Source organism: Neobacillus niacini (assembly GCF_031456445.1).
GTDB classification, from domain to species: domain Bacteria; phylum Bacillota; class Bacilli; order Bacillales; family Cytobacillaceae; genus Neobacillus; species Neobacillus niacini_I.
Window position 1 is genome coordinate 33,082 of sequence record NZ_JAVDUQ010000035.1, and the last position, 26,165, is coordinate 59,246.

The 26,165-nt window shown below is 40.7% G+C and carries 19 protein-coding genes and 1 pseudogene; 13 read left to right on the forward strand and 7 right to left on the reverse strand.

Annotated features, from left to right (window positions below; translation table 11 throughout):
* Positions 1-339: 339 nt before the first annotated feature.
* The 8 genes and pseudogenes from J2Y67_RS22360 to J2Y67_RS22395 all read left to right on the forward strand — a co-directional run.
* On the forward strand, positions 340-2,304 hold the full coding sequence (locus J2Y67_RS22360; protein ID WP_310177613.1) for a putative thiazole-containing bacteriocin maturation protein: 1,965 nt from the start codon (positions 340-342) through the stop codon (positions 2,302-2,304).
* Positions 2,301-4,241: a TOMM precursor leader peptide-binding protein gene (locus tag J2Y67_RS22365; protein WP_310177614.1), complete on the forward strand. Its 1,941-nt coding sequence runs from the start codon at positions 2,301-2,303 to the stop codon at positions 4,239-4,241. The genes J2Y67_RS22360 and J2Y67_RS22365 overlap by 4 nt, the downstream gene beginning before the upstream one ends.
* Before the next feature lie 21 nt (positions 4,242-4,262).
* A complete protein-coding gene (locus J2Y67_RS22370; RefSeq protein WP_310177615.1) occupies positions 4,263-5,846 on the forward strand; it encodes a SagB family peptide dehydrogenase in 1,584 nt (527 codons plus the stop codon).
* A 478-nt stretch (positions 5,847-6,324) separates the two neighbouring features.
* On the forward strand, positions 6,325-7,149 hold the full coding sequence (locus tag J2Y67_RS22375) for an electron transfer flavoprotein subunit beta/FixA family protein (protein ID WP_310177616.1): 825 nt from the start codon (positions 6,325-6,327) through the stop codon (positions 7,147-7,149).
* 3 nt (positions 7,150-7,152) lie between these two features.
* The gene (locus tag J2Y67_RS22380) at positions 7,153-8,190 is read left to right on the forward strand and encodes an electron transfer flavoprotein subunit alpha/FixB family protein (protein WP_310177617.1); all 1,038 of its coding nucleotides are present in this window, start codon (positions 7,153-7,155) and stop codon (positions 8,188-8,190) included.
* The gene (locus J2Y67_RS22385; protein WP_310177618.1) at positions 8,174-9,469 is read left to right on the forward strand and encodes an FAD-dependent oxidoreductase; all 1,296 of its coding nucleotides are present in this window, start codon (positions 8,174-8,176) and stop codon (positions 9,467-9,469) included. Before J2Y67_RS22380 ends, J2Y67_RS22385 begins: the two co-directional genes overlap by 17 nt.
* Positions 9,469-9,765 carry a ferredoxin family protein gene (locus J2Y67_RS22390; protein WP_208025302.1) on the forward strand — a complete coding sequence of 99 codons (297 nt, stop codon included), beginning with the start codon at positions 9,469-9,471 and terminating at the stop codon, positions 9,763-9,765. The genes J2Y67_RS22385 and J2Y67_RS22390 overlap by 1 nt, the downstream gene beginning before the upstream one ends.
* A gap of 437 nt (positions 9,766-10,202) precedes the next feature.
* Positions 10,203-10,298: pseudogene (locus J2Y67_RS22395) on the forward strand (peptidoglycan-binding domain-containing protein); the annotation flags it as partial.
* A 41-nt stretch (positions 10,299-10,339) separates the two neighbouring features.
* Here the strand turns inward: J2Y67_RS22395 and J2Y67_RS22400 are convergent.
* Positions 10,340-10,582 (reverse strand): hypothetical protein, encoded by a 243-nt coding sequence (locus J2Y67_RS22400; RefSeq protein ID WP_310177619.1) that lies wholly within the window; start codon positions 10,580-10,582, stop codon positions 10,340-10,342.
* Positions 10,583-10,753: 171 nt separating this feature from the next.
* On the opposite strand from J2Y67_RS22400, the gene J2Y67_RS22405 reads away from it, so the two are divergent.
* Genes J2Y67_RS22405 through J2Y67_RS22415 form a run of 3 tightly spaced genes read left to right on the forward strand, consistent with a single transcriptional unit; the run spans position 10,754 to position 14,653 of the window.
* The gene (locus J2Y67_RS22405) at positions 10,754-12,349 is read left to right on the forward strand and encodes a spore germination protein (RefSeq protein WP_310177620.1); all 1,596 of its coding nucleotides are present in this window, start codon (positions 10,754-10,756) and stop codon (positions 12,347-12,349) included.
* A complete protein-coding gene (locus tag J2Y67_RS22410; protein WP_310177621.1) occupies positions 12,346-13,539 on the forward strand; it encodes a Ger(x)C family spore germination protein in 1,194 nt (397 codons plus the stop codon). Before J2Y67_RS22405 ends, J2Y67_RS22410 begins: the two co-directional genes overlap by 4 nt.
* Positions 13,540-13,564: 25 nt before the next feature.
* A complete protein-coding gene (locus tag J2Y67_RS22415; protein WP_310177632.1) occupies positions 13,565-14,653 on the forward strand; it encodes a GerAB/ArcD/ProY family transporter in 1,089 nt (362 codons plus the stop codon).
* 135 nt (positions 14,654-14,788) lie between these two features.
* On the opposite strand, the gene J2Y67_RS22420 is transcribed toward J2Y67_RS22415, so the two are convergent.
* Positions 14,789-18,505: a polysaccharide deacetylase family protein gene (locus J2Y67_RS22420; protein ID WP_310177622.1), complete on the reverse strand. Its 3,717-nt coding sequence runs from the start codon at positions 18,503-18,505 to the stop codon at positions 14,789-14,791.
* 312 nt (positions 18,506-18,817) lie between these two features.
* Here J2Y67_RS22420 and J2Y67_RS22425 point away from each other — a divergent pair, with 312 nt between their 5' ends.
* A complete protein-coding gene (locus J2Y67_RS22425; RefSeq protein ID WP_310177623.1) occupies positions 18,818-19,477 on the forward strand; it encodes a hypothetical protein in 660 nt (219 codons plus the stop codon).
* 259 nt (positions 19,478-19,736) lie between these two features.
* Here J2Y67_RS22425 and ftsX read toward each other — a convergent pair whose 3' ends face one another.
* From ftsX to J2Y67_RS22450, 5 genes are all read right to left on the reverse strand, one after another.
* On the reverse strand, positions 19,737-20,630 hold the full coding sequence (gene ftsX, locus J2Y67_RS22430; protein ID WP_310177624.1) for a permease-like cell division protein FtsX: 894 nt from the start codon (positions 20,628-20,630) through the stop codon (positions 19,737-19,739).
* Positions 20,627-21,307, reverse strand: a complete 681-nt coding sequence (gene ftsE, locus J2Y67_RS22435) for a cell division ATP-binding protein FtsE (protein WP_310177625.1) — start codon at positions 21,305-21,307, stop codon at positions 20,627-20,629. The genes ftsX and ftsE overlap by 4 nt, the downstream gene beginning before the upstream one ends.
* A gap of 30 nt (positions 21,308-21,337) precedes the next feature.
* Positions 21,338-22,567 (reverse strand): glucosaminidase domain-containing protein, encoded by a 1,230-nt coding sequence (locus J2Y67_RS22440; protein ID WP_310177626.1) that lies wholly within the window; start codon positions 22,565-22,567, stop codon positions 21,338-21,340.
* Between the two features lie 245 nt (positions 22,568-22,812).
* Positions 22,813-23,928, reverse strand: a complete 1,116-nt coding sequence (locus tag J2Y67_RS22445) for a GerAB/ArcD/ProY family transporter (protein WP_310177627.1) — start codon at positions 23,926-23,928, stop codon at positions 22,813-22,815.
* Positions 23,929-24,102: 174 nt separating this feature from the next.
* Positions 24,103-24,864, reverse strand: a complete 762-nt coding sequence (locus J2Y67_RS22450; protein WP_310177628.1) for an N-acetylmuramoyl-L-alanine amidase — start codon at positions 24,862-24,864, stop codon at positions 24,103-24,105.
* A 189-nt stretch (positions 24,865-25,053) separates the two neighbouring features.
* Here J2Y67_RS22450 and J2Y67_RS22455 point away from each other — a divergent pair, with 189 nt between their 5' ends.
* Complete coding sequence (locus J2Y67_RS22455; RefSeq protein ID WP_310177629.1) at positions 25,054-26,040, forward strand: ribose-phosphate diphosphokinase; 987 nt, start codon at positions 25,054-25,056, stop codon at positions 26,038-26,040.
* The last annotated feature ends 125 nt before the right edge of the window (positions 26,041-26,165 follow it).

The following is a 26,165-nucleotide window of genomic DNA, read 5'->3' on the forward strand; positions in this document are numbered from 1 at the left end:
ACGTTTATCCCGTATTAACGGGCAGTAAGCCCCCCACTTCAAGGCTTAGTGGAAACAGGAAGCATAAGTGGGGGATCACCTGCCCGTAAAAGCCCGATTGGTGAGATACAGTGAAACTTGCCAGAGCGTGAGCGGAGGCTTAGTTGAACCAATCGGGTTCGTACTGTCTCTTTATCAAGGCGACAGCCTTGATATTAGAGACAGTAGAAAGGGACTAACAATCAGTGGGGAATGAAAAAACCCCCACTGATTGAAGTTTCACTTTATCATATTGGACAAAAAGTCGTACATAAACTGATAGTGCGCAAGTAGTAAAGATTAGGAATAAGGAGGAGCTGAATGACAAATCTTACCTCATCCTCACGTTTGAAGGCTAAAAGGGATACTTTTTTTCTCCCTGATCCAAAGGGTGGTGTTTATTTTAGAAATAATGTAAGCTCATTCCGATTGGAAGGCCAAACCATCTATCAGTGGATTGAAAAATTGCTGCCGATGTTTAATGGGGAGCAAACATTAGAAGCTTTAACAGAGGGATTAACCGGACCGTACCGTGACAGGGTATATGAGATCGCAGAAACGTTGTACAAGAATGGGTTTGTTCGCGATGTAAGCAAAGATATTCCCCATCAATTAAATCGTCAAGTTCTTGAAAAATTTGCATCACAAATTGAATTCATCGAGAATTTTGTGGAATCGGGTGCTTACCAATTTCAAGAATATCGTCAGGCTAAGGTTCTGGCTGTCGGATCTGGCCCCTTCCTGATCTCGTTGGTTTCCGCCCTAATGGAATCGGGATTGCCCAAATTAAATGTCGTGATAACAGAACCAATTCCAACCAATAGGCTGCGGCTTAATGAATTGGTGCAAAATGCGAGGAAAATTGATTCCGATGTTGAGTTGGAGGAAGTGCCCTATCATAAAGGGGCGGGGAAAAATTTTTGGAAACAAGCAGTTCAGCCCTATGATTGGATTCTGTATGTATCTCAGGATGGAAATGTAAATGAATTAAGGAAATTAAATCAGGTTTGCCAAGAAGAAAAGAAGGCATTTCTCCCTGCCATCTGTTTAGAAAAATTGGGATTCTTCGGTCCGTTAACGCATCCAGAATCAGAGGGATGCTTCGAGTCTGCATGGCGCAGAATTCATCAACCAGTCGTGGAAGCCGATGGGGAACCTCAGTCTTTCTCTTCCACATCAGGAGCGATTTTGGCAAATGTGTCTGTCTTCGAATTTTTCAAGAAGGCTACAGGAATCGCAGGTTCAAACCAAAGTAATCAAATTTATCTGCTGAATCTTGAAACGATGGAAGGTGACTGGCTTTCATTCATTCCACATCCCTCCGTAATGTCTAAAAGTGGTAAACCCGAACTGGTTGAAGATCTTGATGTAAGACTGAAGCAAGAATCAGACAGGAATGAGCAAAAGGATTTACTTGAATATTTCAGTCGATTAACTTCAGAAGAAATCGGTATTTTCCATACCTGGGAGGAACGAAATTTGCCACAGCTTCCTCTTTCCCAGTGCTATGTTCAGTCCGTTAACCCAGTGTCAAGGGGGCCGGCAGAACTGCTGCCGGAAGTTGTCTGTTTGGGCCTGACACATGAAGAAGCCAGAAGAAATGCCGGATTGATGGGCATTGAAATGTATGTTTCAAAAATGATATATCCTTCTCATGTTTATGACTTCAAAAATCAGACAGATAAAGTTGGAGCAAATCTTCCAGAGGGATTTATTGGGATTGGTTCAGGGGAAACCATCGCAGAGGCTGTTTGTCGAGGGCTGCAAGCCTATTTGGATGAAGAATTGAAAAATAGAAAAGGAGATCACTTGAATACAGTTTTTGGTGTGCCAATGGGAGCCATAGAAGATAACAGATGCCGATTTTACTTAAATGCCCTGACTACCTTGAACGGTTCACCGGCCATTGGTTTAAAAGAGGATATTTTGGGCTTTCCTGTGGTATGGGTAAGATCAAATGGCTGTTGGTACACTGGGACAGGTTTAAATACAACATTGGCCTTGCGAAATACATTGCAGCAAGCACTTTTGTATGCTCAAAACCAGAAAAATTTCGTAGAGAAACAAGAGAAGGAGTCGATGATTTATCTGGAAAAAAAGGAAACCAAACTCGAGGTCCCCTCTTGTGAGGAAATGACACAATTGGATCTTTTCCAATCTTCCATTCAGGTCTTGAATCAAAATAGCAAACAGCTATTCGTCTATGATCTGTCGATTGAGCCTTTTTTAAAAGAAGGGCTGGCAGGGGTGTACGGTGTGCAGGTACGAGAGGGGGATTCCAAATGACTGCACAGATCCTTATTGACGGAGACGGTTTATTAGCAGGTTATGTCTGTAATCAATTGTCCACTAACTATCTAGTAAGACGTCAAAGCATTTTTGATGAGATTCCCGAAGAAACAGAATTGGCTCTGGTGCTCGACGATGCTTGGCATCCAACCAAACATCGAAAAGCGGATGAGAGATTCAGGACCGCCGGGATCCCTTGGCTTCGAGGTTTCGTTTCGTTTGGTGAGGGAATCATTGGTCCTTTCGTAAGGCCCGCCACGCCTGGATGTTCTCGCTGTGCTGACAAACGGCGATTGTTAGCAGGACCTGACCGCCTTGAAATGTCGGAGATTCACACTAGATTGACAGCCGGAGCAGGTGTTACGCGTGATGCATGGTCAACGCGTTCGGGACTATCACAAATGGCCATCTTCATCAGGAACGAAGTGGAGAAAGTTCTTCAAGGAGAATCCTCCACCTTAGAAGAAAAGATGTTCATTACCAATCTGAAAACGTTAACGAATTCCAGTCATCTTTTCTTGCCTGATCCATTGTGCCCGATTTGCAGTCCATTACCTGAAGACACACCGGAATTAGCTCAAATTAAGTTAGAGTCCAGTCCTAAATTAAATGGTGCTGGCTATCGCTGCCGTTCGATGGATGAATTGAAAACAGTGCTGGTAGAAGACTATCTGGATTTTCAAACTGGAATCATGAATGGAAAAATGGCGGATTTCAGGCTCCCGTTTGCAGATGTTTTGGTTAACATGCCGTTGTTTGGTGGAAACGAGGGGGTAGCCGGCCGATCTAATTCTTATGAAATGAGTGAGCTAACGGCGATTTTGGAGGGGTTGGAGCGTTATTGCGGAATCGAGCCTCAAGGAAAAAGGAAGATGGTTTGTGATAGTTACCATAATTTAAAGCATATAGCATTAAATCCGACAAGCGTAGGGTTGCATGACCAGGATCAATATGCAAAGCCTCATTTTCCGTTTAAACCGTTTCATCCTGATCACCCAATGAATTGGGTCTGGGGTTATTCGTTAATTCAAGAACGTCCGATACTGGTTCCTGAGTTACTCGCATACTACAGTTTAGGTAATGGAGAGGGCTTTGTTTATGAAACCTCCAACGGCTGTGCATTAGGAGGGAGCTTGGAGGAAGCCATATTTCATGGGATTATGGAGGTTGTCGAGCGCGATTCGTTCTTGATGACATGGTATGCACAGCTGCCCCTTCCGCGTCTTGATCCTCGTTCTGCTAACGATAAAGAATTAGAGCTAATGGTCGACCGTATTCGTGAGGTGGCGGGATATGACCTGTATTTTTACAATTCGACATTGGAACAGGAGATTCCCAGCGTTTGGGCAGTGGCAAAAAATAGAAGATCAAAGGGAGTGAACCTTATTTGTGCAGCAGGTGCTAATCCTGATCCAGTAAGAGCTGTAAAAAGCTCGATTTACGAGCTCGCTGGAATGATGGTTAGGCACGACGAAATATTGGAGGCAGACCGGCAGAAATATGAAGAAATGCTAAAAGATCCATTTGCAGTCCGTAACATGGAGGACCATGGTCTCCTCTACGGACTAAGGGAAGCAGAGGAAAGGCTGAACTTTTTATTGGATGATCAGCGGCCATTACGCACGTTTGCTGAGGAATTTAAACTGCCTCCGGCGAATACCGATTTGAAGGATGATCTTTTGGATCTTCTTCAGAAGTTCCGGCAATCAGACCTCGAGGTCATTGTGGTGGACCAAACGACACCAATCACCAAACGGAACGGTTTATTCTGTGTAAAGATATTGATTCCTGGTATGCTGCCGATGACATTCGGACATCACCTTACCCGGGTCCAAGGGCTGGAAAGGGTCCTTCAAGTACCAATGAAGCTTGGATATGCCAAACGACCGTTGTCGTATGAACAGCTTAATCCATATCCTCACCCATTCCCATAATGAAAAGTAGGAGGTGTAAGATTGAACCTAGAAACATTTCTGCATAATCTTCACTTTGATACGGAAAAACTGGCTCCGCCAGATTGGGAAGTAGATTGGGAGGACGCACCGCTTCCCTATAAACTGTACCGCGGATTGCCTGAGATTCCACTATCCGGAGATGTTCCTTTAACTCTCACTGGACGAGAGGCTCAGGCAGAACCCGGACTAGAGGAGCTCGGGTCTTTCTTATGGTATGTATACGGCCTTACCCATTACGCTCAATCCGCTTTCATCGATGTCACCAATGAAAAAGCTGATGTTAGCTATGCCCAGTTATTTCGCAGATTTGTTCCTTCGGGAGGGGCGTTGTATCCCAATGAATTATATGTGTATGTAAAGCTTGCGGATGTACCAACGGGAATTTACCATTACGACGTGTCACATCATCGCCTCTTCTTGCTGAGAGAAGGAAATTACGATTCCTACTTATTTAGAAGCCTTGGAAAAAGCATTGATTTTTCTGACTGTTTCTGTACGGTTTTTGTCTCAACACTCTTTTGGAAAAATTTCTATAAATACAATAATTTTTCCTATAGGCTTCAAGGGTTAGATGCCGGTGTGGTCATTGGGCAAGCATTAGAAGTGGCGGGTCGGATAGGCTTCTCTTCACGGGTATGCTACCAATTTCTTGATCGGTCTATCAATCATTTACTTGGGCTATCCGAACAGGATGAAAGTGTATATGCTGTCATGCCACTATCCATTCATCCATCCATCTATTGTGTTGACGACTATAATCAAGAGGAAAATGTTTCTGCCGTTGAATTATCCCAGGAAGTGCCATTGCTGAAGCATGAAACCTATAACCGTTCAAAGAGAATCATTGATTACCCGGTGTTAAAAGAGATGAATGAGGCATCAATGCTTGAAACAACACAGTCATTTGTAAAGATAATACAAGATCGTCGTGCTTGGCCATCCCAAGGTACGGAATTCATTATGCTGCCATTTACAGAGACCTTTTCGTACGATCTTGTAGCTATTTGCAGAGAGAGGCATTGCCCTGATATTGATTTTATGATGGATAAAGTCAGTCAAACACAACTATCCACTTTATTAAAGGAGACTTTTTCCTTATCTTATCAAAATGACCTTGGCGACACACATGGGGTGCTTGAGACTCGTGTTTTTTTGTACGGCAGCTTTACTAATGTGGAGGGTGTTCCAGATGGTGCTTACTCCTATGACAAATGCGCTCATAGACTTTGCAGAATAACACAGGGGGATTATCGGGAGTATTTACAATATGGATTAACAATGCCTAATGTAAATCTGTTTCAAGTGCCGCTCTGCCTGAATGTAGTTGGAGACAAAAATCACCTCATAGAGAAATTTGGGTATAGAGGATATCGGATTCAACAGATGGAAGCAGGCATTCTCCTGCAACGACTGATCTTGGTTTCGTGTGCTTTAGGAATGGGGGGGCATCCACTGCTGGGATTCGATGTGAACCAATGTGATGAACTTTACAGAATCAATTCGAAAGGAAAAACGAGCTTAATCCAAATCCCTGTGGGTCCTTACCTTCCCCGTGCCTGGTTAAAAGGAAGTTTGCATAGCTAGGTGGGACATGGGTATCGCTTAGTTGTTTGCAAGAATAATTAATTCTAAGATCCTGCATTCCTTTTTTTAAATACTTAATTTACCGCACAGTGATTTTTACTGTGCGGTTTTTGTTGGCATGAGGAAATTCAGAAAACCAGTTTGCGATAACCATTCCGTAAACCGCCTAAAAAATCTGCTTGATACAAATTAATAGTAATAACAAGATATTTATCTACAAAAATCCGAATGTAAGTACAGGTCCTTTAATATAGTAAAAGGGAATAGCCATTTTATATGTCCAAATCGGTACAAGTTTTCTAGTTTCATAAAAAGCATATATAGAACAGAATCAGGCATCAAGCCGCACGAGGGTTAATGTGATCAAGTGATTCATTTAAGCTTGACATCCATAAAACCGAAAAGCATAGAGGCAGCTACTCCATTATTGGCCACTTACACAATGCCTTGAGCTTTTCTAACGATAAGGAGGGATTCGATGCTACATATTGTGGCCTGTATTAAACAAGTTCCTGACACGAAAATCATTAAGATGAATCCAAAAACCAACACCATGGACCGGAGGACGGCTCCTGCCATCTTAAATCCTTATGATGCCCATGCGGTAGAAGAGGCGGTCCGGCTAAAAGAAAGGTATGGAGGAACGGTATCCGTTTTAACGATGGGACCGCCACCAGCGGTAAAAGCGATTAAAAAATGTATTGAAATTGGAGCTGATGAAGGGTATTTAATCACAGACCGAAGATTTGCCGGAGCGGATACGTTAGCAACCAGTTATGCTCTGACAAAGGCACTGGAGAAAATCTCAAAAACCAATCCGGTCGATCTCGTCATTTGCGGAAAGATGACCATTGATGGAGATACGGGACAAGTCGGACCAGGAATTGCAAGACGGCTCGAAATACCGCCGCTTACTTCGGTGAACAAAGTGGTCGAAATTAATAAAGAGGAGGGGTATGCCATTGTCAACCGAAAATTGGAGGACGGATATGAAGTGATTAAGTCTACTCTACCTTGCTTATTTTCTGTTGAAAAAACGATCAATGATGTGCCATATTCTTCTTTTCCGAACATGTTAAAAGCAGCGAAATACGAGCCGGTCATTTGGTCTGTTGATGACTTGGAGGGTGTGGATATTAAACAGCTTGGGTTAAAAGGATCCCCAACGATTGTTTCGAAAGTTTGGGCCCCGCCGTCGCCAGCCGGGGGAACAATGCTAGAAGGCAAACCAATGGAGCAAGTGGACCAATTGATTTCCGTTATTCTTGAAAAGAAAGAATTGTTTACGGTCAAGGAGGGATAAGGAATGGATTTTAAGGATTATACGGGGGTTTGGGTTTTTATCGAAGAAAAAGACGGGGAAATTGCCCCAGTTTCCCTCGAGCTATTAGGAGCAGGGAGGAAATTGGCCGATAAACGCGGCTGTGAGCTGGCGGGTGTTTTAATCGGGGAAAATATTAAATCTTTAACAAAGACGATTTTTGAGTACGGAGCAGATACTGCTTATATCTACGACCAGCCAATTTTTAAACATTATCGGACAGAATCCTTTATGAAGGCGCTTCTTGATTGTTCCTATAAATATAAACCTGAAATTATCCTTTACGGAGCGACCTCAACCGGAAAAGACCTGGCGAGTGCAGTTGCCACCGATTTGCCAACCGGATTAACGGCGGATACGACCGAGTTGGATGTAGAAGAGGAAACCGGTCTGCTCTTGGCCAGCCGCCCAGCCTTTGGCGGAAATATTATGGCGACGATTCTTTGTAAAAAATATCGTCCGCAAATGGCAACGGTCCGTGCCAAAGTCATGAAAGCGCTGGCTCCCCAATCAGGCAGAACAGGCAAGATCATCGAGGAAACTATTTCCCTAAAAGAAGAAGATATCCGAACAAAAGTATTGGAAATTGTGAAGGAAACCACAAAAAAAGTCCGAATCGATGAGGCAGACATAATCGTTGCCGGGGGAAAAGGGTTGGGAAGTGCAGAGGGATTTCAGTTAGTGCACCATTTAGCCGAAACGCTTGGCGGAGCCGTTGGTGCCAGCCGTGATGTAGTGGAAGCGGGGTGGATTGCTCATCCACATCAAGTCGGTCAGACCGGGGTAACGGTCACGCCAAAAATTTATTTTGCGATAGGGATTTCTGGTGCCATTCAACATGTCGTCGGGATGAAAAACTCTGGTTTGATCATTGCCATTAATAAAGACCCCGAAGCACCGATTTTCCAATCTTGTCACTATGGAATTGTTGGAGATGCCTTTGAGATTGTACCTATATTAATCGAACAATTTAAGAAAGCTTTATCGAGAGAGGAGGTAGAGAGCTATGCCGGAGAAGTTTGATTGTATTGTGGTCGGGGCAGGCCCCGCTGGGATATCTTGTGCGCATGATTTAGCAAAAGGTGGCGCAAATGTCTTGCTTATTGAAAGGGGAGAATATCCAGGTTCCAAAAATGTCATGGGGGGTGTCCTCTATCGAAAAATGATGGAGGACATTATCCCCGAGTTTTATAAGGAAGCGCCGATTGAGCGCCCCATCGTCGAACAACGATTTATGATGATGGATAAGGAGTCTGCCGTCACCTTTAGTTATAAAGGATTGGAGTGGGCCAAGGAACCCTACAATAACTTTACCGTATTAAGAGCCAATTTTGATCAGTGGTTTGCCGAGAAAGCAGTCGAGCAAGGTGCCATTTTAGTTAACGAAACTGTTGTCTTGGAATGTATTGTGGAAAACGGGAAGGTGGTCGGTGTCCGAACGGACCGCCCGGATGGCGATATTTATGCAGACGTCGTTGTTTTAGCAGACGGGGTAAACTCGCTCTTAGCTCAAAAGCTTGGGTTTCATAAGGAACTGAAACCGGAAGAAACAGCTCTTGCCACCATGGAAATTTTGAAGCTTGATAAAAAAGTCATTGAAGACCGTTTCAACCTCGAAGAAAATCAGGGCTGCACGATCGAATTATTTGGAGATGCCACAAAAGGAATTCTCGGTACCGGATTCCTCTATACCAATAAAGATACATTAAGCATCGGTGTCGGGACACTTCTATCCGGGATGATCAAACATAAAATTAAACCATATGACTTACTTGAATATGTGAAAAACCATCCTATGATCCGCCCGTATATTCAAGGTAGTGAGCCGCAAGAGTATTTAGCCCATCTAATCCCAGAGGGCGGCTTTAATTCAATGGGGAAAATTGTCGGAAACGGAGTTATTGTCATCGGGGATGCTTCCCAACTGGTCAATGCCATTCATCGGGAAGGTTCGAATTTAGCGATGACGTCCGGGAGATTAGCAGCAGAAACGGTTCTATTAGCGATGCGAGCAGGAAACTTTTCTGAAAGTATGCTGAGCCGTTATCGAGAAAAATTGTATGAAGGATTTGTCGGCCAGGACATGAAAAAATATAAAGATTCAACCCATCATTTTAATAAATTCCCGCAATATTTTGAAGAGTATATTCCAATGATCAATAAAGCTGCAAGTCAAATGTTTACCGTTGATGGATCGTCCAAATGGGAGAAACAAAAGAAAGTCATAAGAGGCCTGGGGTCTGCGAAAGAAAAGATGAAACTTGCCCGTGATGTTTATAAAGCCTGGAAGGTGATGAAATAATGAGTGAACAGAAAAAATTTCAGTCGATCGAAGAAAAGCAATATCTTGTTCGCTTTAACGCTGATACCAAATCTCATCTTCATGTAAAAGACAATGATATTTGTTTAACGAAATGTCCTGATAAAATCTGTACCATTTTTTGCCCGGCAGAGGTCTATAAATGGGAAGATATCCGTATGCATGTTGGGTACGAGGGCTGTCATGAATGTGGCAGCTGCCGGATTGGATGCCCGCATCAAAATATTAAATGGGAGTATCCAAAGGGCGGACACGGAATTGTGTTCCGGTTAGGTTAATATTGGTGAATGTAAGGGCTACTTTTGAGGTAGTCCTTTTTTACTTCTGATTTTAGAATAAAGAAAACTCGCCGACTGACGAGCCCCTAAGGGCGAAGACAGAGGCGCAGTTGCACTTATGCCTGATAGGAATGCTTTCCTATCGGCCAAAAACAGGCGGACAATCCCGCCCTTTTTTTGTGAACTTTTTCTGAAACTGAATACTCTATATTACGCTGTAAAATTACTACATTCTATTTTATGAAGGGGTGATGATGATGGGAAAAAGCTCAAATAACAATAACAAAAACAAAAACAACAATAAAAATAGCAAAAACAATAGTTCAAAAAATAATAATCAAAAGAGCAATAAGAAAAAATAATGATGGTGAATAATTTTAAAAAGAAAAGAAGAGGCGAATCTTCTTTTCTTTTAGTTTTAAGGATTTGGACTAAACACTGAAAAAGCGGTCTATCATTTTCAAAAGGACCATCATTTACGGGCAGATGGTATGGTTGGACCCAAAACCAAAAAAGCACGGGGAATTAGATAGACAATGGATTGTTGAAATGGGCTGCTCAAACGAGCTATTTTTTACTGTAAAGAATCTACAGGTATGACATCTGCAATGTGGAGAGAATCTTCCGAAAAAAAGCAGTACAAGTATTTAACGTCACCAGGCTGTTGTGTATTTTGTATTACAAAACCTTCGTAACCCTGTTTCATAAGACGATTACAAAATTCTGTATTGGCTTCTTCTTTATTTAAAAGAATCGCTTGATGCTTCCAGGATTTTTCGGCTCCTAAATATTCACAAAAGTTGTCACGTTCCCTCATAAATAATTCATATGAATCCTCAGTATTTGAAGAGTATTCCTTAAGTTTTGGTTTAACCTAGGATTTTTTGGAGATAATTGAATAATTTTCAAAGGGGAGTGAGACACTTTAACGACGGAATATTGAGCTTTTTCTTAAGTTAGATTTTATAAATCATATATTGGGGGGAATATGATGAAAAAAATTCGTAAGATGAAGCCTTTAAAAAAAGCCATTCAGGAACTGGAGAGTAACGACGTATTGCCCCTAAATATTCAAGATGAGGTACTTACACCGGATATATCCGTAAATGAACAGGTTTTGAAACAAGTTTTTGAAAATTGTTCGGACATTGTCTTCCGACCCATTCTTGTTCGTAGACAAACCAAAATGCTTCTGATTTATATAGATGGATTAGTGGACACAAAAATAGTGGAACAGGTTGTTTTGAAACCGATGATGTTTGAAGGACTGCCTAACCGATTAGAGAATGTAAACACAACAGGGGAAATCATCCAAGATCAGCTGATCGCCTTATCTCAAGTAAGGACTGTTTCAAAGGTTCGTGAGGTCATTGAAGGAATATTAAAAGCTAATCTTGTTGTTCTAACAGAAGGGGAAAGTCAAGCACTACTTTCTGATTTAAAAGGGTTTGATAAACGTAATATTGAAGAGCCTACTGCCGAACTTTCTGTTCGTGGTCCACGGGACGGGTTTACTGAAACGCTCAGGGTAAATACGAGCCTTGTTCGTCGAAGAATACGAAGCCCAAGACTAAAAATGGAGCCCTATTCGATTGGGGAGTTAACGCAGACAGATGTGATGATTACATACATTGAGGGGATTGCTTCAAATTCAGTTTTGGAGGAAGTTCGCCAAAGGGTTCAACGAATTCAAATTGATGGAGTTTTAGAATCAGCTTTCATAGAAGAGTTTATCGAGGATTTTCCTTTTTCTCCCTTTCCGCAAATTCAGAATACCGAGCGGCCGGATGTTTTGTGTGCAAGCCTATTGGAAGGGAAAGTCGCCATTTTTGTAGATAATACCCCTTTTAGTTTGATTGTTCCTATGACGTTTTGGGCAGGAATACAAGCAGCAGAGGATTATTATGAACGATCCATCTACTCAACCTTTATTCGATGGATTCGTTTTATATTAATAAATATTTCATTACTACTCCCTTCTCTTTATGTTGCGATTACAACGTATCATCCGCAATTAATCCCGACAAATTTGCTTATCAGCATTGCAGCCGCACGAGAAGGAATCCCTTTCCCTACAGTCGTAGAAGCATTAATGATGGAATTTTTATTTGAAGGGTTACGGGAAGCAGGCATTCGGTTGCCAAAACATATTGGATCTGCTGTCAGTATCGTGGGAGCACTTGTTATTGGGCAAGCTGCTGTACAAGCTGGTATTATTTCGGCACCTATGGTCATTATTGTTGCAACCACCGGCATTTCGTCGTTTTCTTTTCCACGGTACGACTTGGGTACAGCCTATCGGGTACTACGCTTCCCGATGCTGCTAGTGGCTGGAATGTTGGGGCTTTTTGGGGTTGCTTGTGGAACACTTGCGATTATCATTCATCTCAATAACATACGCTCTTTCGGTATTCCTTATCTAAGCCCAGTGGCTCCTCAGATTCCACGTGAATTGAAGGATGTATTGATGCGAACCCCCCGCTGGAAAATGACACACCGCCCTATGCAGATAGCGGGAAAAGAGAAAATGCGTATTCCAGATGGCCAAAAACCCGGCCCGAACCGAGGAGACCAGACAAAATGAACCAACAAAAGGCACTTTGTCTAATACTGATCACTTCCTTATTTTTCTTAACAGGCTGTTGGGATCGTACGGAGTTAAACGACCTTGGGATAGAATTGGGCTGGGGACTTGATGCAGCAAAGAATAACGGGATTCGGATCACTGCTCAATTTATCATCCCTTCAAATTTCGGAATAAGTCAGAGTGGAGGAGGAGGCCAAAAAGGAAAGTCATTTTTTATCGAATCGGGAACCGGAAAGGACACACTGCAAGCTGTACAAGATATGCAGACGAAATTATCAAGAGAGGTCTTTCGGGGACACCGGCGGGTCATTGTGATAGGAGAACAATTGGCCAGGCGCGGCCTCGCTTCCGTGTTAGATACTTATAGCCGCGATCCTGAAATTCGCTTGCGGGCAGATGCACTCATTGTCAAGGGGAGTACGGCGAAGGAGTTTCTCGAAGTATCCCACCCTTTAGAAAATATCCCTGCACTGGGGGCGCTGAAAGAACATAAGCAAGTGGGTGGATTAGGAGATACGTCATTATTAAATTTTCTTATAGCCGCCACGAGTGACGGCATCACCCCAATCTTGCCCGTTATTGAACTGGTCCATAGTTCTAATAAACAAGATCAAACGGGTATCAAAGGATTTCAAATTGTAGGTGGGGCGATTTTTAACAAAGACCTTAAATTGATTGGATTTTTAAATAAACAGGAAGGATCAACCTCTCTTTGGATAGTCAATCGTTTAAGCAAACTGACACTTACTGCCAATGTGCCGCAAGGAAATGGAAATGCCAGTTTATATATGACGAAAATTGAAAGCAAAATTATACCCTTAATTCAAGGACATACCATCAAGTTCGACATAGCTCTTTCTGGTGAAGGAATCATCCGAGAGAATAATACGAATTTAGATCTTACGCAGCCAAAAAATATTACTCTTTTAGAACGTCTATTGGAAAAAGAGGCTGAAAAACAAGCTTTCGAAATCATCGAAAAGGTTCAAAAACAATATGGAACCGATATCTTTGGCTTGGGAGAAGCCATTCATCAAAAATATCCATCTAAATGGAAAGGATTAAAGGGAAATTGGGGCAGCCAATTTCGAAGGGTACAGGTCTCTGTCCATGCCAACCTGACGATTCGACGTGTGGGTCTGACCGGACCGTCGTTACAGTTAGAGCAAGATAAAATCAAAAAATAAGGAGATTAGGATTGTGAGAAATTCAATGAAAATCTCTGGGACGCAAATCTTTTGGATGATGTTCACATTTGAAGTAGGAAATTCTCTTCTTCTGACTATATCAGCTACAATCCGTGAGGCAAAACAGGATGCATGGATGTCGATGGTGATTGCAGGGCTTGTTGGCGTCGCTATCACTTTTTTCGCAGCCACACTCGGTTCGCAGTATCCGAACCAAACCATGATTGAATTTAGTCAAACCATTCTCGGTAAATGGTTTGGAAAGCTGCTGATGATTTCCTATTTACTTCTATGGTACTCGGCGTGTGGGATAATCATCCGTGAATTTGGTGATTTCATTATTACCGCTTTGTTCCATAAGACACCTTTGTGGGTCATTGTCTTTACCACCATATTACTGCTGATTTTTCTCATGTACCAAGGCGGGGTCGAAGGGATTGGCCGCTTAAGTGAAATAGTAGGTCCAATGGTTCTTTTGATGATTTTAGTCATTCTATTTTTAGGTGTGAAAGATATGGATTGGCATCATATGCTTCCCATTTATCAAGATTCTGGCTTGCCTGCTATTTTTAAAGCATCCTATACTCCTATGGCCTCTTTTTTTGGAGAGTCTGTCATGATGACTATGTTCGTCTTTTTTATGGACAAACCGGACCAAGCGCCATCACGGTCGATGTGGGGAATAGGACTGGCCGTTTCCATGGTAACGATCGGAACATTTGCGGTGATTTTCACATTCGGCCCGGGTTTGCCTTCAAGGCTTTTGTATCCATTTTACGATATGAGTCGGTTCATATCGGTAATGGAATTCATTCAAAATGTGGATATTCTAATTGTGATCATTTGGTTTTTTAGTATCTTTATTAAGCTGGCGTTATATACGTTTCTTGCTTGTTATGGAACGGCGCAATGGTTGCACTTGAAGGATTGGCGAAAGGTTGTATGGTTTCTTGCTCCTATTTCGTTTGTTATGGCTGTGTCGATTAAAAATATCCAGATATTCGGCCAGTATTTTGACAAGTTTTACTTGCTTCCATTTGTATTTCCCGTCAACATGATCGGGATTCCCTTGCTTTTGTTGGTTGTTGGATGGATTCGAAGAAAAAATGCATAAATCGAGTAACATCATGTGGTGTTTATTGTACTTGTTAATGGGAGCAGGGGAATTTGCCGCCTGGAGAGCCTTTCCTGCTTTTTTTCCAAGAAAAAAGCCCTTCCCAAAACGGGAAGGACCTGTATCATGATTCCATTACATATTTTCTTCAACCTTCGTCATATACGCTTCCTGTGTTACGCTACCATTTCGCTTTAGTTTATTCCATCCAACTGTAACGCCCTTAATAGCCGAGAAAATCGATTTGATTACGACGTATGTCATCAGTTGCTTGTACAGGATGCGCTGCAGGAACAAGGAAGCAAGCGGTTTAGGACTTTCTTTTTCCAATCGAAACGCATAAAGAGAAGTAGCAAAATCCAGTAAGTAAAACAGGATAAATCCAATGGATGCTCTGCCAGGGTGTTCACCAAAAAGGGCGACAATGAACAAGAGATCCGCAATAGGCGAAATGGTTTGATAAAGATATTGGAAAAGCCACATGTTTGGCAGTCCGATATATCCTAATGAAGGATGTTTTTTATTGAATAAGGCACCTCGATGTTTCCAAAGGCATTGCAGGGTGCCATAAACCCATCTGTATCGCTGTTTCGCCAGACTTTTCAGATCCTCCGGCACTTCTGTAAAGGCATAGGCCCTTTCTTCAAATTCAATCTTTTTCCCTTGGCGTAAAAGGGTAAGAGTGATATCAGTATCCTCTGCCAGAGTATCCTCTTGAAAGTATCCTGCTTCTTCCACCGCTGCCTTTCTCCAGGCACCAATTGCCCCAGGTACAACCGTAATGCAGTTGAGGGTGGCAAAAGCTCTTCTTTCCAGGTTAAATCCGGTCACATATTCGATATGCTGCCAGTTTGTCAGAAGGTTTCCCTTATTCCCGACCTTCACATTCCCTGAAACAGCGGCAACCTTCTCATTTTTAAAATGGTTCACAAGTAGGGAGATGGCATTTTCCGCAATGACTGTATCTGCATCAAGCGCCACCACGATTTCTCCTTTTGCTTCTCGAAACCCAAGATTCACCGCCGAAGATTTACCACCATTCAATTTTTTAATTAATCGTACTTGAGGATGGTTGGCATAGTTTTTTTCAACAATACCAGCGGTAAGATCCATTGAGCCATCATCAATGACCAGCACCTCGAAGTTTGCATAGTCACTCGATAAAATCGAATCAATCGTTTTGCAAATAACTTTTTCCTCGTTATACGCCGCAATCACGACACTGACAAAAGGGGTAAAGCTTGGGTCAATCACCGTTTTTTTAACCCTTTTTACTTGTTTCCTCGAAAGGAAAACAAAGACCACGAGGCGCAGGATCCCGAGTCCGATCGCCGAGTAGAACAGGATGCTTAACCCCAGTCTCCAGCCTTGAACGAGCATAAATATCGCCTTGTCATAAACAAAATAAGGACGGTCTTCATCCGCAGGGGGCATAATCTCCTGATTACTTTTTCCGATCAGCTGAGCAATCGTGGTAAAGGTATAGCCACGTTGTTTAAGTTCTTTAATCAACATCGGCAGGGCCTTTACTGTATTGGAGCGATCACCCCCGGCATCGTGCATCAAAATCACATTTCCTTCCGGCAGCTGCTCTAATACCCGGTTAACAATCTCTTTACTGGACGGTCTTTGCCAATCCTCAGAGTCAATGGTTTCACCGACCATAGTATAGCCCATTTCCTGCGCCCGCAGGATCGGCAGCAATTCGCTCCTTGAGCTCGGTTCAGCGTCAGCCACATACGGCGGACGGAAAAGATTCATAGAATGGCCTGTAATTTCCTGAAAAAGCCGTTGATTTGCATTTAACTCCATTTTTGTTTGTGTAGGTGAAGTGGAGGCAACATTTGGATGGGTAAAGGTATGACTGCCGATTTCATGGCCTTCCCTATACATCCTTTTCACCAGTTCCGGGTGTTGCAATGCATTTTGACCAACGATAAAGAAGGCCCCTTTTATATGATTCTTATCCAAAATGTCCAATATTTGTGGTGTGTATTTTGGATCCGGTCCGTCATCAAACGTAAGGACGACTTTCTTCCGTTCCACATTGCCATAACGCTCTACCTCAAAAGGCATTGGTAGTTGCGAATAGGTTTCATTTTGGATCCAACCCTGTGAATTGGCTACAATCGTTCTTTTTCCATTTTGTGATGGTGAAGCAATTTTTAAAATCTCTCCATCCCCTGTATATTGAACAGGATCAGGACTGACGATAGTTTTTATCGCATTGGCTGGATTGTCTATTTTCTTTGGCTGATTCATGTAATTCCAGATGGCAGGATCTTCAGAGCCAAGGCGCCAAACCGCGATCCCTTTTGAACCGCTTGCCATTGCAGCTTTCATTTGATTATAAAAGGTTGCACCATCTAAAAACCAAACCATATGGTTTTCACCGTCTAGTTTGTAACGAAAATAAGGGTTGCCTGCCTGCTTATTCCAATGGATTTGCAGGTTCGTCCCCATTCCGAGCTCCATGATCTCCCCAAAGGTAAGCGTCTCTGCAGGCCACTTCGAGTTTTCTTGCCAGTCGTAACCGAAGTTTCCCAAACTCACAATTAATTTTTCAGAAGGGATAGCGGACTGGAGCTGGTTTATACTCTCGTTTAGCCAATCTGTTGGTGCTACAGGTCCAGGTTTACTCGTGGAGTTGTGTTGATCATAAAGCATGACCATCATCCGATCAACATCAGCTGCAAGGGATGCATAGTCAAAATTATTGTTCATTGGCGGAACATCCATTGTGACCATTAGACCGTTTTGATGAAATACTTTCGAGACTTTATCGATAAAATCAGTTAAATTCGCTTTGTCCCTTGGCTGGATTTCTTCAAAGTCAATATTGATCCCGTCAAAGTGATTGGTTCTGACGTAAGCCAACAATTGTTGAATAAAACGATCCTCAGCCCATGGAGTTGTAAATAACCGGTGAAGCATTTCACCGTCCCATTTATTATGAAAAAAGTTATTTACTAACGGCAGAATTTTTGTCTGGTGTTTTTTTGCTTCTGCTGTAATGGATGGGTCCGTGCTGGTTTTTAGACTAAGGTCGGGAGTTAGCTGGAGCCACTCCGGAATTAAAGTTGTAATCGAATCAATATTTTTTTTGAATGAAGTTTTGCTATTTTCGTCCCAGTTTACGTAATAACCATAGACTTCTTGTTTGCTTTTCAATTCCTTTCCTTGAACATTACTTTTTTGCATGAGCGGAGTAGGATTCGTTTTTGGAACTTGCGTGGCAAGCTGTTTTTCATTAAGTGGTTGATTCATTGGCACAATCCCGCTCGTTTTGGCAGTTTGATTCAGGTGCAGTTCAGGAAAAATCGGATCCGAAAAAAGGCTATCAATAAAAATCATCGAGACTAAAAGAATGAACACACTGAAGCCTGTCGTCATTCGGATAATAATAGACCAGCGTCTTTTGGCCGAGTCAAGGAAAACATGTTCTTGATTTCGTTCGCTTTTTTTCAACCCTAAGTTGTAGAACCAATGGAAGAAAAAGAAGCAAACAAGACCAATTAATCCTCCTAGAATTCCAGTTGTAATGGATTGTGAAACTTGTATTTTCGTTTTTAGAGTAGAGGATAACCACTCATTCATGTATCCTTCCCAAGCCTCTAAATTCAGGAACGGTAAATGACGGACCATCGGAATAAAGATGGTAATCAAGGTTCCAAAGAATAAAGCGATAATATTTAGACGAAACAAGAGAGAAACTGCAAGCAATAATGGAATTCTGGCACTATATAAAGGTAAAAAACCCAAGAAAAAACCAAGTGTACTCGCGACTGCACCGCCACTTCCCGTGACAGGCGCAAACAATGATCGAACCATCCACCTAAAAATTCGATTCATAGAACTCCTCCTTTTTTTAGGTGACAGGCACCGTTTGTTGACTTTTTGAGAGAAATATCCGCCTTCAGCGGACAGTGATTTTTCGACAAAAAATGACTACCTTTAAAAACTTAGATAGTCGTTGTAGGATTATGGGGGTGGGGGAAGATAATTTTATTTTTTTGATGTGATCGGCCTATATTTTTGGTTTTTATTGTCTTAAAGAAGATGGGTAAAATAAGAAAATATGACTATCCTTAAACCCCCACAAACTGTTAAGGTTAGTCGAATTTTGTAAGGTAATCGCGCGTAAAAAGACAAGAGGAGAAACAAATGAACAAACTTACCAAAGGAGCCCTCACCATGGTGTTAGTGGGAGCCGTTACGTTTTCTGTTGCCAACGCCTTGCTGCCTAAAGATACCTTAAAACAAATCGTGCAAGGAGATTTTATCAAGTCCGGATTTCAGAAACCAACCGATCACATGAAACCGGCAGAAAAAAAGGGGAAAGTTCAAAAACACAAAAAAGAAGATGACATGAACCAAGCGGAAAAAACGGAGAAGGTTCAACCACAGCAAATGGCGTATGCCGTAAATCAAACGGAAAAATCGGTGAAGGATTTAACATCTACAACCGAAGCAAAAGACGTGCCAAGTACACGTACTAATCATGTTGCCAGTTCTAAAACGGCCATAACAAATGGAAACAAGGACGGCAAAGTCAATACGGGAACTCAAAAGAATTCAACGACAGTTCGGGCTACGTATACCACTGCCAGTATAAAACCAAAAACTGCCAGCACAAAACCACCTGCTACTAACACTACTATGAATTCAAATGCAAAGACAACAGGCTCGACGAGCAAGAAAAACAATACCACGACTCCGCCGGCAACTTCAAATCCAACAGCAACGACCAACCATGGACAGCAAGTTTCTCAAGATGCAAAGGAAAGAGCTGTGAGTCGTCAGGATCAAAAAACAAATAACTGAAAGAAAAGTAATCTTTAAAATAGGGATCGTCATGAAAAGGCGATCCCTTTTCAGTACCGTAGGATTGTAAAGTGACCCTTTGAAATTGTATGTGTATAAATATACCTTTTATTGGCATTCACCTTGGGTGCTTAATCGCAGAATTTTGAAATCCGTTTTTCGTCTGTTTATATCATTGATTTCAACTCTTGGAATTATACATTTAAAAAATCACTTTAGAGAGGGGGGCCAGAATGACACCTCCAAAGGGAAAATAAACTCAAACTTTTAATATCCGTCTTAATGATGATGTTGCTCCCCAAATTCCGATAAAGACCCCAAAAAGAAGAAGAATTGAACAGGAAATGGGAATGAGCGGAAGAGGGGAGAGCAAGTCGATAAAGTCAATGTTTATATACTTGCTAAAATAGGCATAACCAAAGAAATACCCAATCCCGGTAAATAAGCTTGCCAAGAACGCCCCCAAAAGTCCGATGAACGAACCTTCTATAAAAAAAGGGAGACGGATAAAACCGTTTGTGGCTCCAATTAATTTTCGCAGCTGAATTTCTTCTTTTCTTGCTAATACCGTTATTTTTATCGTGTTCGTTATAGAATGAACAGCAGCCAACGTGAGACAAATAATAAAGATGGTCCCTGCCAAACGGGCTATTTTTGTTGAGGTAACCAGGGGACCAACGACGTTTTTAGCGTATGCCACTTTATCCACTTGTGCAAATTTTTCTATTCTTTTGGCGACACCGGCTACATCTTTCGGCTGCTCTGTTTTAATTACCAATTCATCATTTAACGGGTTATCGTTTTTTAATGTCTGAAAGGCTGCTCCTTCATCTCCTAAGTTTTTCATAAAACTTTGAAGACCTTCATGTTTTGAGATGAACGTAACAGACGAGACATGGTCATAGGATTGAATGGTGCTGGTTAAAATTTTCACATCATCAGAATTCGTATTTTTCAGATAGGCATGTATTTCTACATTTTTCTCCACCTTCGTTGCCATATGGTTTAAATTTACCAATAGCAAGAAGGTAACCCCTATGAGGAAAATCATCAAAGTTAGAGAACTGACGGAAGCAACGGTCATCCAGCCATTCCTTTTAAAATTATTGATTCCTTCCCTGATATGCCGATTCAAGTAAGTATTCTCTTTCAACTTGTTCGCACCTTCCTTTGATGATCATGAAGAATGCTTCCATTGCCGATTAAAATGACTCGTTTGTTTGAATGCTCAATAAATTCTTTATTATGAGTGGTCATGATAACTGTAGTCCCTAGTTTGTTGATGGACTCAAAAACTTTCATGATTTCCCATGCATTTTTACTATCTAAATTACCAGTTGGTTCATCCGCGATAATCATTTTCGGGTGGTTGACAATCGCTCTGGCGATGGCAACCCGTTGCTGTTCTCCTCCTGCTAATTCCTTTGGGAAATCATTTGCTTTCGATTCAAGCCCCACCATTTTTAGTGAATGATAAACATTGTCTCGGATCAGGTTTATCGGTACCCCAATAGTTTCCTGTGCAAAAGCGACATTCTCATAAACGGTCATTTTCGATAACAAACGAAAGTCTTGAAAAACCATCCCAATGGATCTTCTTAACTGAGGGATTTTCTTATCTTTTATCGTCGATACGTTGATTCCGTTTACAACTAATTCACCGCCCGTTAATTTTTCTTCTCTTGTTATTAATTTATTGAGGGTGGATTTACCTGCACCGCTTTCGCCGATAATCAAGATAAATTCACCAGTTGAAATCTGGAGGTTAATCTTTTTTAGGGCATGTACACCATTCGGATATACTTTTGTTACTTCTTGAAATTGAATCAATTTGCTCAAACCTCTTTTCAAAAGGTGATTTTATTTCAATTGGTCTAATTTCCATAGGTCATACTGGTAGATAATCTTAAGTAATTTATCTGCATATTCTGGGTCAGTAGCATATCCTGCGTCATGAATGCCATGTGCGTAATCTACAATATTGGTAACATCCTTCAAATATTTTTGATACCTTGGTGTTAATAATAGATTTGCATGATCTAGCATACTATCATAGTAGGTTTCATATTTGGCAAATTCGGCGGTTACCTCGATTTTTTCACCTTTTACATATTCTGTTGTTTTCACTTTAACCGATCCCGCTGTTCCTGTTCCTTTTATTCCAAATAGATTTTTGGCTTTATAAGCGAGCCCGGATAAGCCGTTATAACGACCCGAACTTTCTAAGATGATTTGACCTAGAGTAATAGAAGCGGGAACACCTTTCTCCTGTTCAAGTTTTTGGGAATCAGGGACGAATGGGACGATAATCGAATTGATTTTTTCCACATTTCCTTGATTTTGGCTGCCATTATGATTGATCAAATCAAGGATTGCCTCGCCATTTTCCTGTAATAATTCAAGTGCGATTGTTTTTTCTTTTTCTTCTTTTTCTAATTGTTTTTTCTTCTTTTCAAGGAACCGGGATAATTTTTCTTTTTCCTTTTTATTGTTCTCTTGGTTGGCTTTTATCGATTCTAATTCTTCTTTTTCTTTCAATGTGGAGTCTTGTAATGTTTGAACCTTTTCTTTGATGGTTGCTACTTCGTTTTGGTCAGCGATGTATTCTTCAATAAATCTCTTATCTTCATTTACGATTTTATCATAGGCAAAAAAATGATCGATAAACTCTCCAAAACTATTAACAGATAAAATCACATTTAAAAATGACATTTGACCATCTGTTCGATAATAGGCAGCGACCCTGTCCTTAAATTCATCTTTTCTATTATTAAGTAGGGTGGTGATTCTCTTTTCTTCTTTGTTAAGATGGTCCATTTTTCTTTGAATTTCATTTAGTTCTTTTTCTTTTATATGAATTTTTTCCTTTGATGAGGTGATTTGTTGATCAAGGGCTTTTATTTTTTTTGCAGTCACTTCTATTTCTTCCTGGACTAGAAGCTTTTGTTGTTTAATCGCTGATAAATCGCTTTCGATTTGTTTTTGTGTATCTGTTGGAGGGGTAGAGCGGGCAGTTTCAGCATTTGCCGCAATCGGAGCTGCCATAAACGTAAGAAAACAAGCAGATAATAAAATGATCTTTTTATCCATTGTTCGAATCCTGCCTTTTTAATAGTTTAATGGAATACATATTTATCAAATTCGTATTATAGAAATAATCCATACGTAATGGAACTGTATTTATCTTCCTTTTTGATATTAACAGACCTAGGAATAAAATACCATGTAGAATTTGTAACGCTTTTGGGACAATCTTGTTTCATTAGGGGGATTTGGGGTCTGACCCCCGGTACTTTAAAGCAACGCAGCAGGGGGCAGGCACAAAATGACTTTCTTCACTCATTTTTATATTCTTTAATCTGTTTTTGTCGCCTGTTACGGAAGTAGGCCATGATGAGAAGAATAAAGGGAATAATAATTTGAAAGGGCAAATGTAAATACAATGGGATTACCATTATACCTTCCATTATATGTTCCGAATAATTGGCAGCAATCGTAATCGATAAAAATAAAATGATTAAGCCTGTAGGAAATATGATCTTCCGGTGATTTTCAAATTTAAAGATATCCGCTATTCCTATTAATACTGCATTAAAAAATAGAGTGATTTTAAAAAATCCAGCAATAATTAAATAAATCAAGAAAAAAGGATCAAGTCTTTGAATGAAACTGGAAATTTGAATTTTTCCTACGGTAGAGAAAAGAGGGAAATTAGATCGTGTAAAAAGTTCAACCCCAAGAACAGATATATTAACAACAGAGGTAATAACAATATTGATTCCTGCTAAAATCATTGCACCTAGACAGACAACTTTTACTTTTTTGCTTTCATTTATGTAGGGTAAAAACATTGTAAAGACAACCATTTCACCAAAAGGAAAATAAATGGTTTGTTGAAAGAACATTTTTAGTACGGGCCTTAAACCGTTCTCAAGTATAGGTTGAAGATTTTCTATATGGATTAATCCAGAAAACATAATCATCAGAAATCCAATGATTGCAAAAAGATAAATAAAGTAAAAATACAACTCGGCCACTCTGGCAACCACTTCAAATCCCTTATAACATGCGTAAACAATGCTTAAAACCATTAACGAATTAATTATAAAAAGTGGAGTACTTGTATAAACCGTCGTAACCAATAATTCCCCAAAGTCACGCAAAATTCTTGCTGCTTGATATAAAAAATAGATGATATACAACAATCCAATAATCGTTCCAAGCCATTTTCCAGTAATTTTTCGAATATAACTTGTTAGAGGCAAATCCGGATAAAACAGATATAATCGGTAATGTACAAGAAAGAGTAATAACCCCCCCGCTAACCCGAGCAAAATACTGATCCACGCATCCTGCTTTGATTCAGATCCAGGTGCAAAAAGAATGGCACTTCCCATTTCAAATAAAACGATTAACACAAATAGTTGGAATCCACTTATTTTTATATCCATCTTTTATTAACTTCCTTTAATTTCTTCATCTCAACAGCTCTTTTTTCCTTTAATTTTAATATTTCCCAATTTATTACTTATTGATTTATTTTAAAAGCGTAAAATTCATATTTTTGATTTAAATGAGAAAAATCCCTGGATCAATAATCACAGGGATTTTATTCATTAAAAGAGTTATTCTTGATACACAATCACATTAAAGCCAGCCCTCTTAGCTTTTTCAGCAAGATCATCGGCATTTTCTTTTGATGAGAACGCACCGATTTGGACTTTGTACAGGCCATCTTTTAAAATAACCAGGGCATCAAAGCCCTTTGATTTTGCCTCGGCTGCAAGGTCGTCCGCATTTGACTTTTTACTAAATGCACCAATCTGGACTTTGTACAGGACTGTCGTTTTTTTCGTTAAATGAAAGGCTATTGCTAATCCATTTGCATGGCCTCTGGCGATTGATGTTAAGAAGCTTGCGTTTTTTAGTTTAGCTGCATCACTCGAAGTATCGATAAATCCATTCTCCGTTAATAATGCCGGCATAGAGGATTCACGCAAGACATGGAAGTTGGCCGATTTTTGACCACGATTTGCAAAGTCTACTACTTTTAAAACCTCATTATGGATAATATCCCGATAAGTGGTTGTAGGTGCACCAACTCCTGGATAAATATAGCTTTCGAAGCCTGTACCGCTGCCAGCATTGATATGAATGGAAAGATAATAGTCTGCATCCCAATTGTTTGCAGCATCTGTTCTTTCTTCTAAACTAACTGTTTCATCACTGCTTCTGCTTAATTTAACGGCTACACCTTCATATTCATTCACCAAGATATCTCTTAGAGTCGTGGCAATTTTTAAAGTAAGATTTTTTTCCTGAAGACCATTTCCTGTAGCTCCACTGTCTGCACCACCATGGCCGGGGTCGATAAAAATTTTCACCATTTTTTCATCACCTCCATTACTAATGTATGAAAAAATGGATGGAAAGCTTGTGCGTAACAACTAATCTGAAAAGATTATTCTAAAATCATTGTATTAGTAGGACCATTTTAGTTCATAACAAATAAATAGAAAGAATTTATTTCTGTTTCTATTGCTTTAATTCATGTAAAATAAGATGATGGATAATGAATGAAATATGACGAAACAAAGCATGGAGGATTAAAGGTGACGTATCAACTACATAAGAAGTTTAAAATGTTTTCATTAAATTCAAATCCTAAGCTGGCAGGTGAAATGGCAGAGCTTTTGGGCTGTGAGCTAGGGAAAAATTCCGTTACGCGATTTAGTGATGGTGAAATTCAAATACATGTACAAGAAAGTGTTCGCGGAGGTTACGTATATTTAATTCAATCTACCTCACAGCCAAACAACGAACATATTATGGAGCTCCTCATAATGATTGATGCGATGAAAAGAGCTTCTGCAAAAAGAATTAATGTGGTCATGCCATATTACAGTTATGCACGTCAGGATCGGAAAGCACGGTCGCGGGAACCTATTACGGCGAAACTAATTGCGAATCTTTTACAAAAAGCCGGAGCTACACGGTTGCTTACCATCGACTTTCATTCACCTCAGGAACAGGGATTTTTTGACATCCCGGTCGATCACTTGACGGGTATTCCGATTCTTGCCGAATATTTTATGAAAAAACAATTGGAAGATGTTGTAGTGGTCGCTCCCCATAATGGAGTAGTGGTGAAAGCAAGAAAATTAGCCAGCCCATTGAACGCGCCGATTGCCTTAATAGACCGTAGGAACCCTGAATCCAACGTGTCTGAAGTCTTGAACATTATCGGGAATGTAGAAGGGAAAAATGCCATTCTTATTGACGGTTTAGTCGATACCGCTTCGAACATTACGTTATCAGCAAATGCTTTGGTAGAGGCGGGAGCAAAAGCGGTTTATGCCTGCTGTACCCATCCTGTTCTCTCAGGACCGGCAATTAGCAGAATCGAAGCCTCACCGATTAAAGAATTAGTCGTCACAAACACCATTGATCTGCCAAAAGAAAAGCAGATTGATAAAATAACGGTTTTATCGGTTGCCCCATTACTTGCAGAAGCCATTGACCGGATTCACAATGAAAAAGCGGTAAGTCCTTTATTTGAATAGACATTCGTTATGACCAAAAAGGTGTCCCAATCTAAAATGTACCCTTTGTAAAGGACATTTAAAAAAAGGTTAGGCAGTCTTAAGAAGATGATTTCTGTATTGAACAGGGGTCATCTTTTTTAGGT

What these genes read in the sequence shown, in the direction of transcription:
- J2Y67_RS22405 (WP_310177620.1), top strand. Translation starts at nt 10,754, where the DNA reads ATGATGAAAAAAATTCGTAAGATGAAGCCTTTAAAAAAAGCCATTCAG.
- J2Y67_RS22410 (WP_310177621.1), top strand. Translation starts at nt 12,346, where the DNA reads ATGAACCAACAAAAGGCACTTTGTCTAATACTGATCACTTCCTTATTT.
- J2Y67_RS22360 (WP_310177613.1), top strand. Translation starts at nt 340, where the DNA reads ATGACAAATCTTACCTCATCCTCACGTTTGAAGGCTAAAAGGGATACT.
- J2Y67_RS22415 (WP_310177632.1), top strand. Translation starts at nt 13,565, where the DNA reads ATGAAAATCTCTGGGACGCAAATCTTTTGGATGATGTTCACATTTGAA.
- J2Y67_RS22445 (WP_310177627.1), bottom strand. Translation starts at nt 23,928, where the DNA reads ATGGATATAAAAATAAGTGGATTCCAACTATTTGTGTTAATCGTTTTA.
- J2Y67_RS22365 (WP_310177614.1), top strand. Translation starts at nt 2,301, where the DNA reads ATGACTGCACAGATCCTTATTGACGGAGACGGTTTATTAGCAGGTTAT.
- J2Y67_RS22425 (WP_310177623.1), top strand. Translation starts at nt 18,818, where the DNA reads ATGAACAAACTTACCAAAGGAGCCCTCACCATGGTGTTAGTGGGAGCC.
- J2Y67_RS22400 (WP_310177619.1), bottom strand. Translation starts at nt 10,582, where the DNA reads ATGAGGGAACGTGACAACTTTTGTGAATATTTAGGAGCCGAAAAATCC.
- J2Y67_RS22385 (WP_310177618.1), top strand. Translation starts at nt 8,174, where the DNA reads ATGCCGGAGAAGTTTGATTGTATTGTGGTCGGGGCAGGCCCCGCTGGG.
- J2Y67_RS22440 (WP_310177626.1), bottom strand. Translation starts at nt 22,567, where the DNA reads ATGGATAAAAAGATCATTTTATTATCTGCTTGTTTTCTTACGTTTATG.
- J2Y67_RS22390 (WP_208025302.1), top strand. Translation starts at nt 9,469, where the DNA reads ATGAGTGAACAGAAAAAATTTCAGTCGATCGAAGAAAAGCAATATCTT.
- J2Y67_RS22380 (WP_310177617.1), top strand. Translation starts at nt 7,153, where the DNA reads ATGGATTTTAAGGATTATACGGGGGTTTGGGTTTTTATCGAAGAAAAA.
- J2Y67_RS22455 (WP_310177629.1), top strand. Translation starts at nt 25,054, where the DNA reads ATGAAATATGACGAAACAAAGCATGGAGGATTAAAGGTGACGTATCAA.
- J2Y67_RS22375 (WP_310177616.1), top strand. Translation starts at nt 6,325, where the DNA reads ATGCTACATATTGTGGCCTGTATTAAACAAGTTCCTGACACGAAAATC.
- J2Y67_RS22450 (WP_310177628.1), bottom strand. Translation starts at nt 24,864, where the DNA reads ATGGTGAAAATTTTTATCGACCCCGGCCATGGTGGTGCAGACAGTGGA.
- J2Y67_RS22420 (WP_310177622.1), bottom strand. Translation starts at nt 18,505, where the DNA reads ATGAATCGAATTTTTAGGTGGATGGTTCGATCATTGTTTGCGCCTGTC.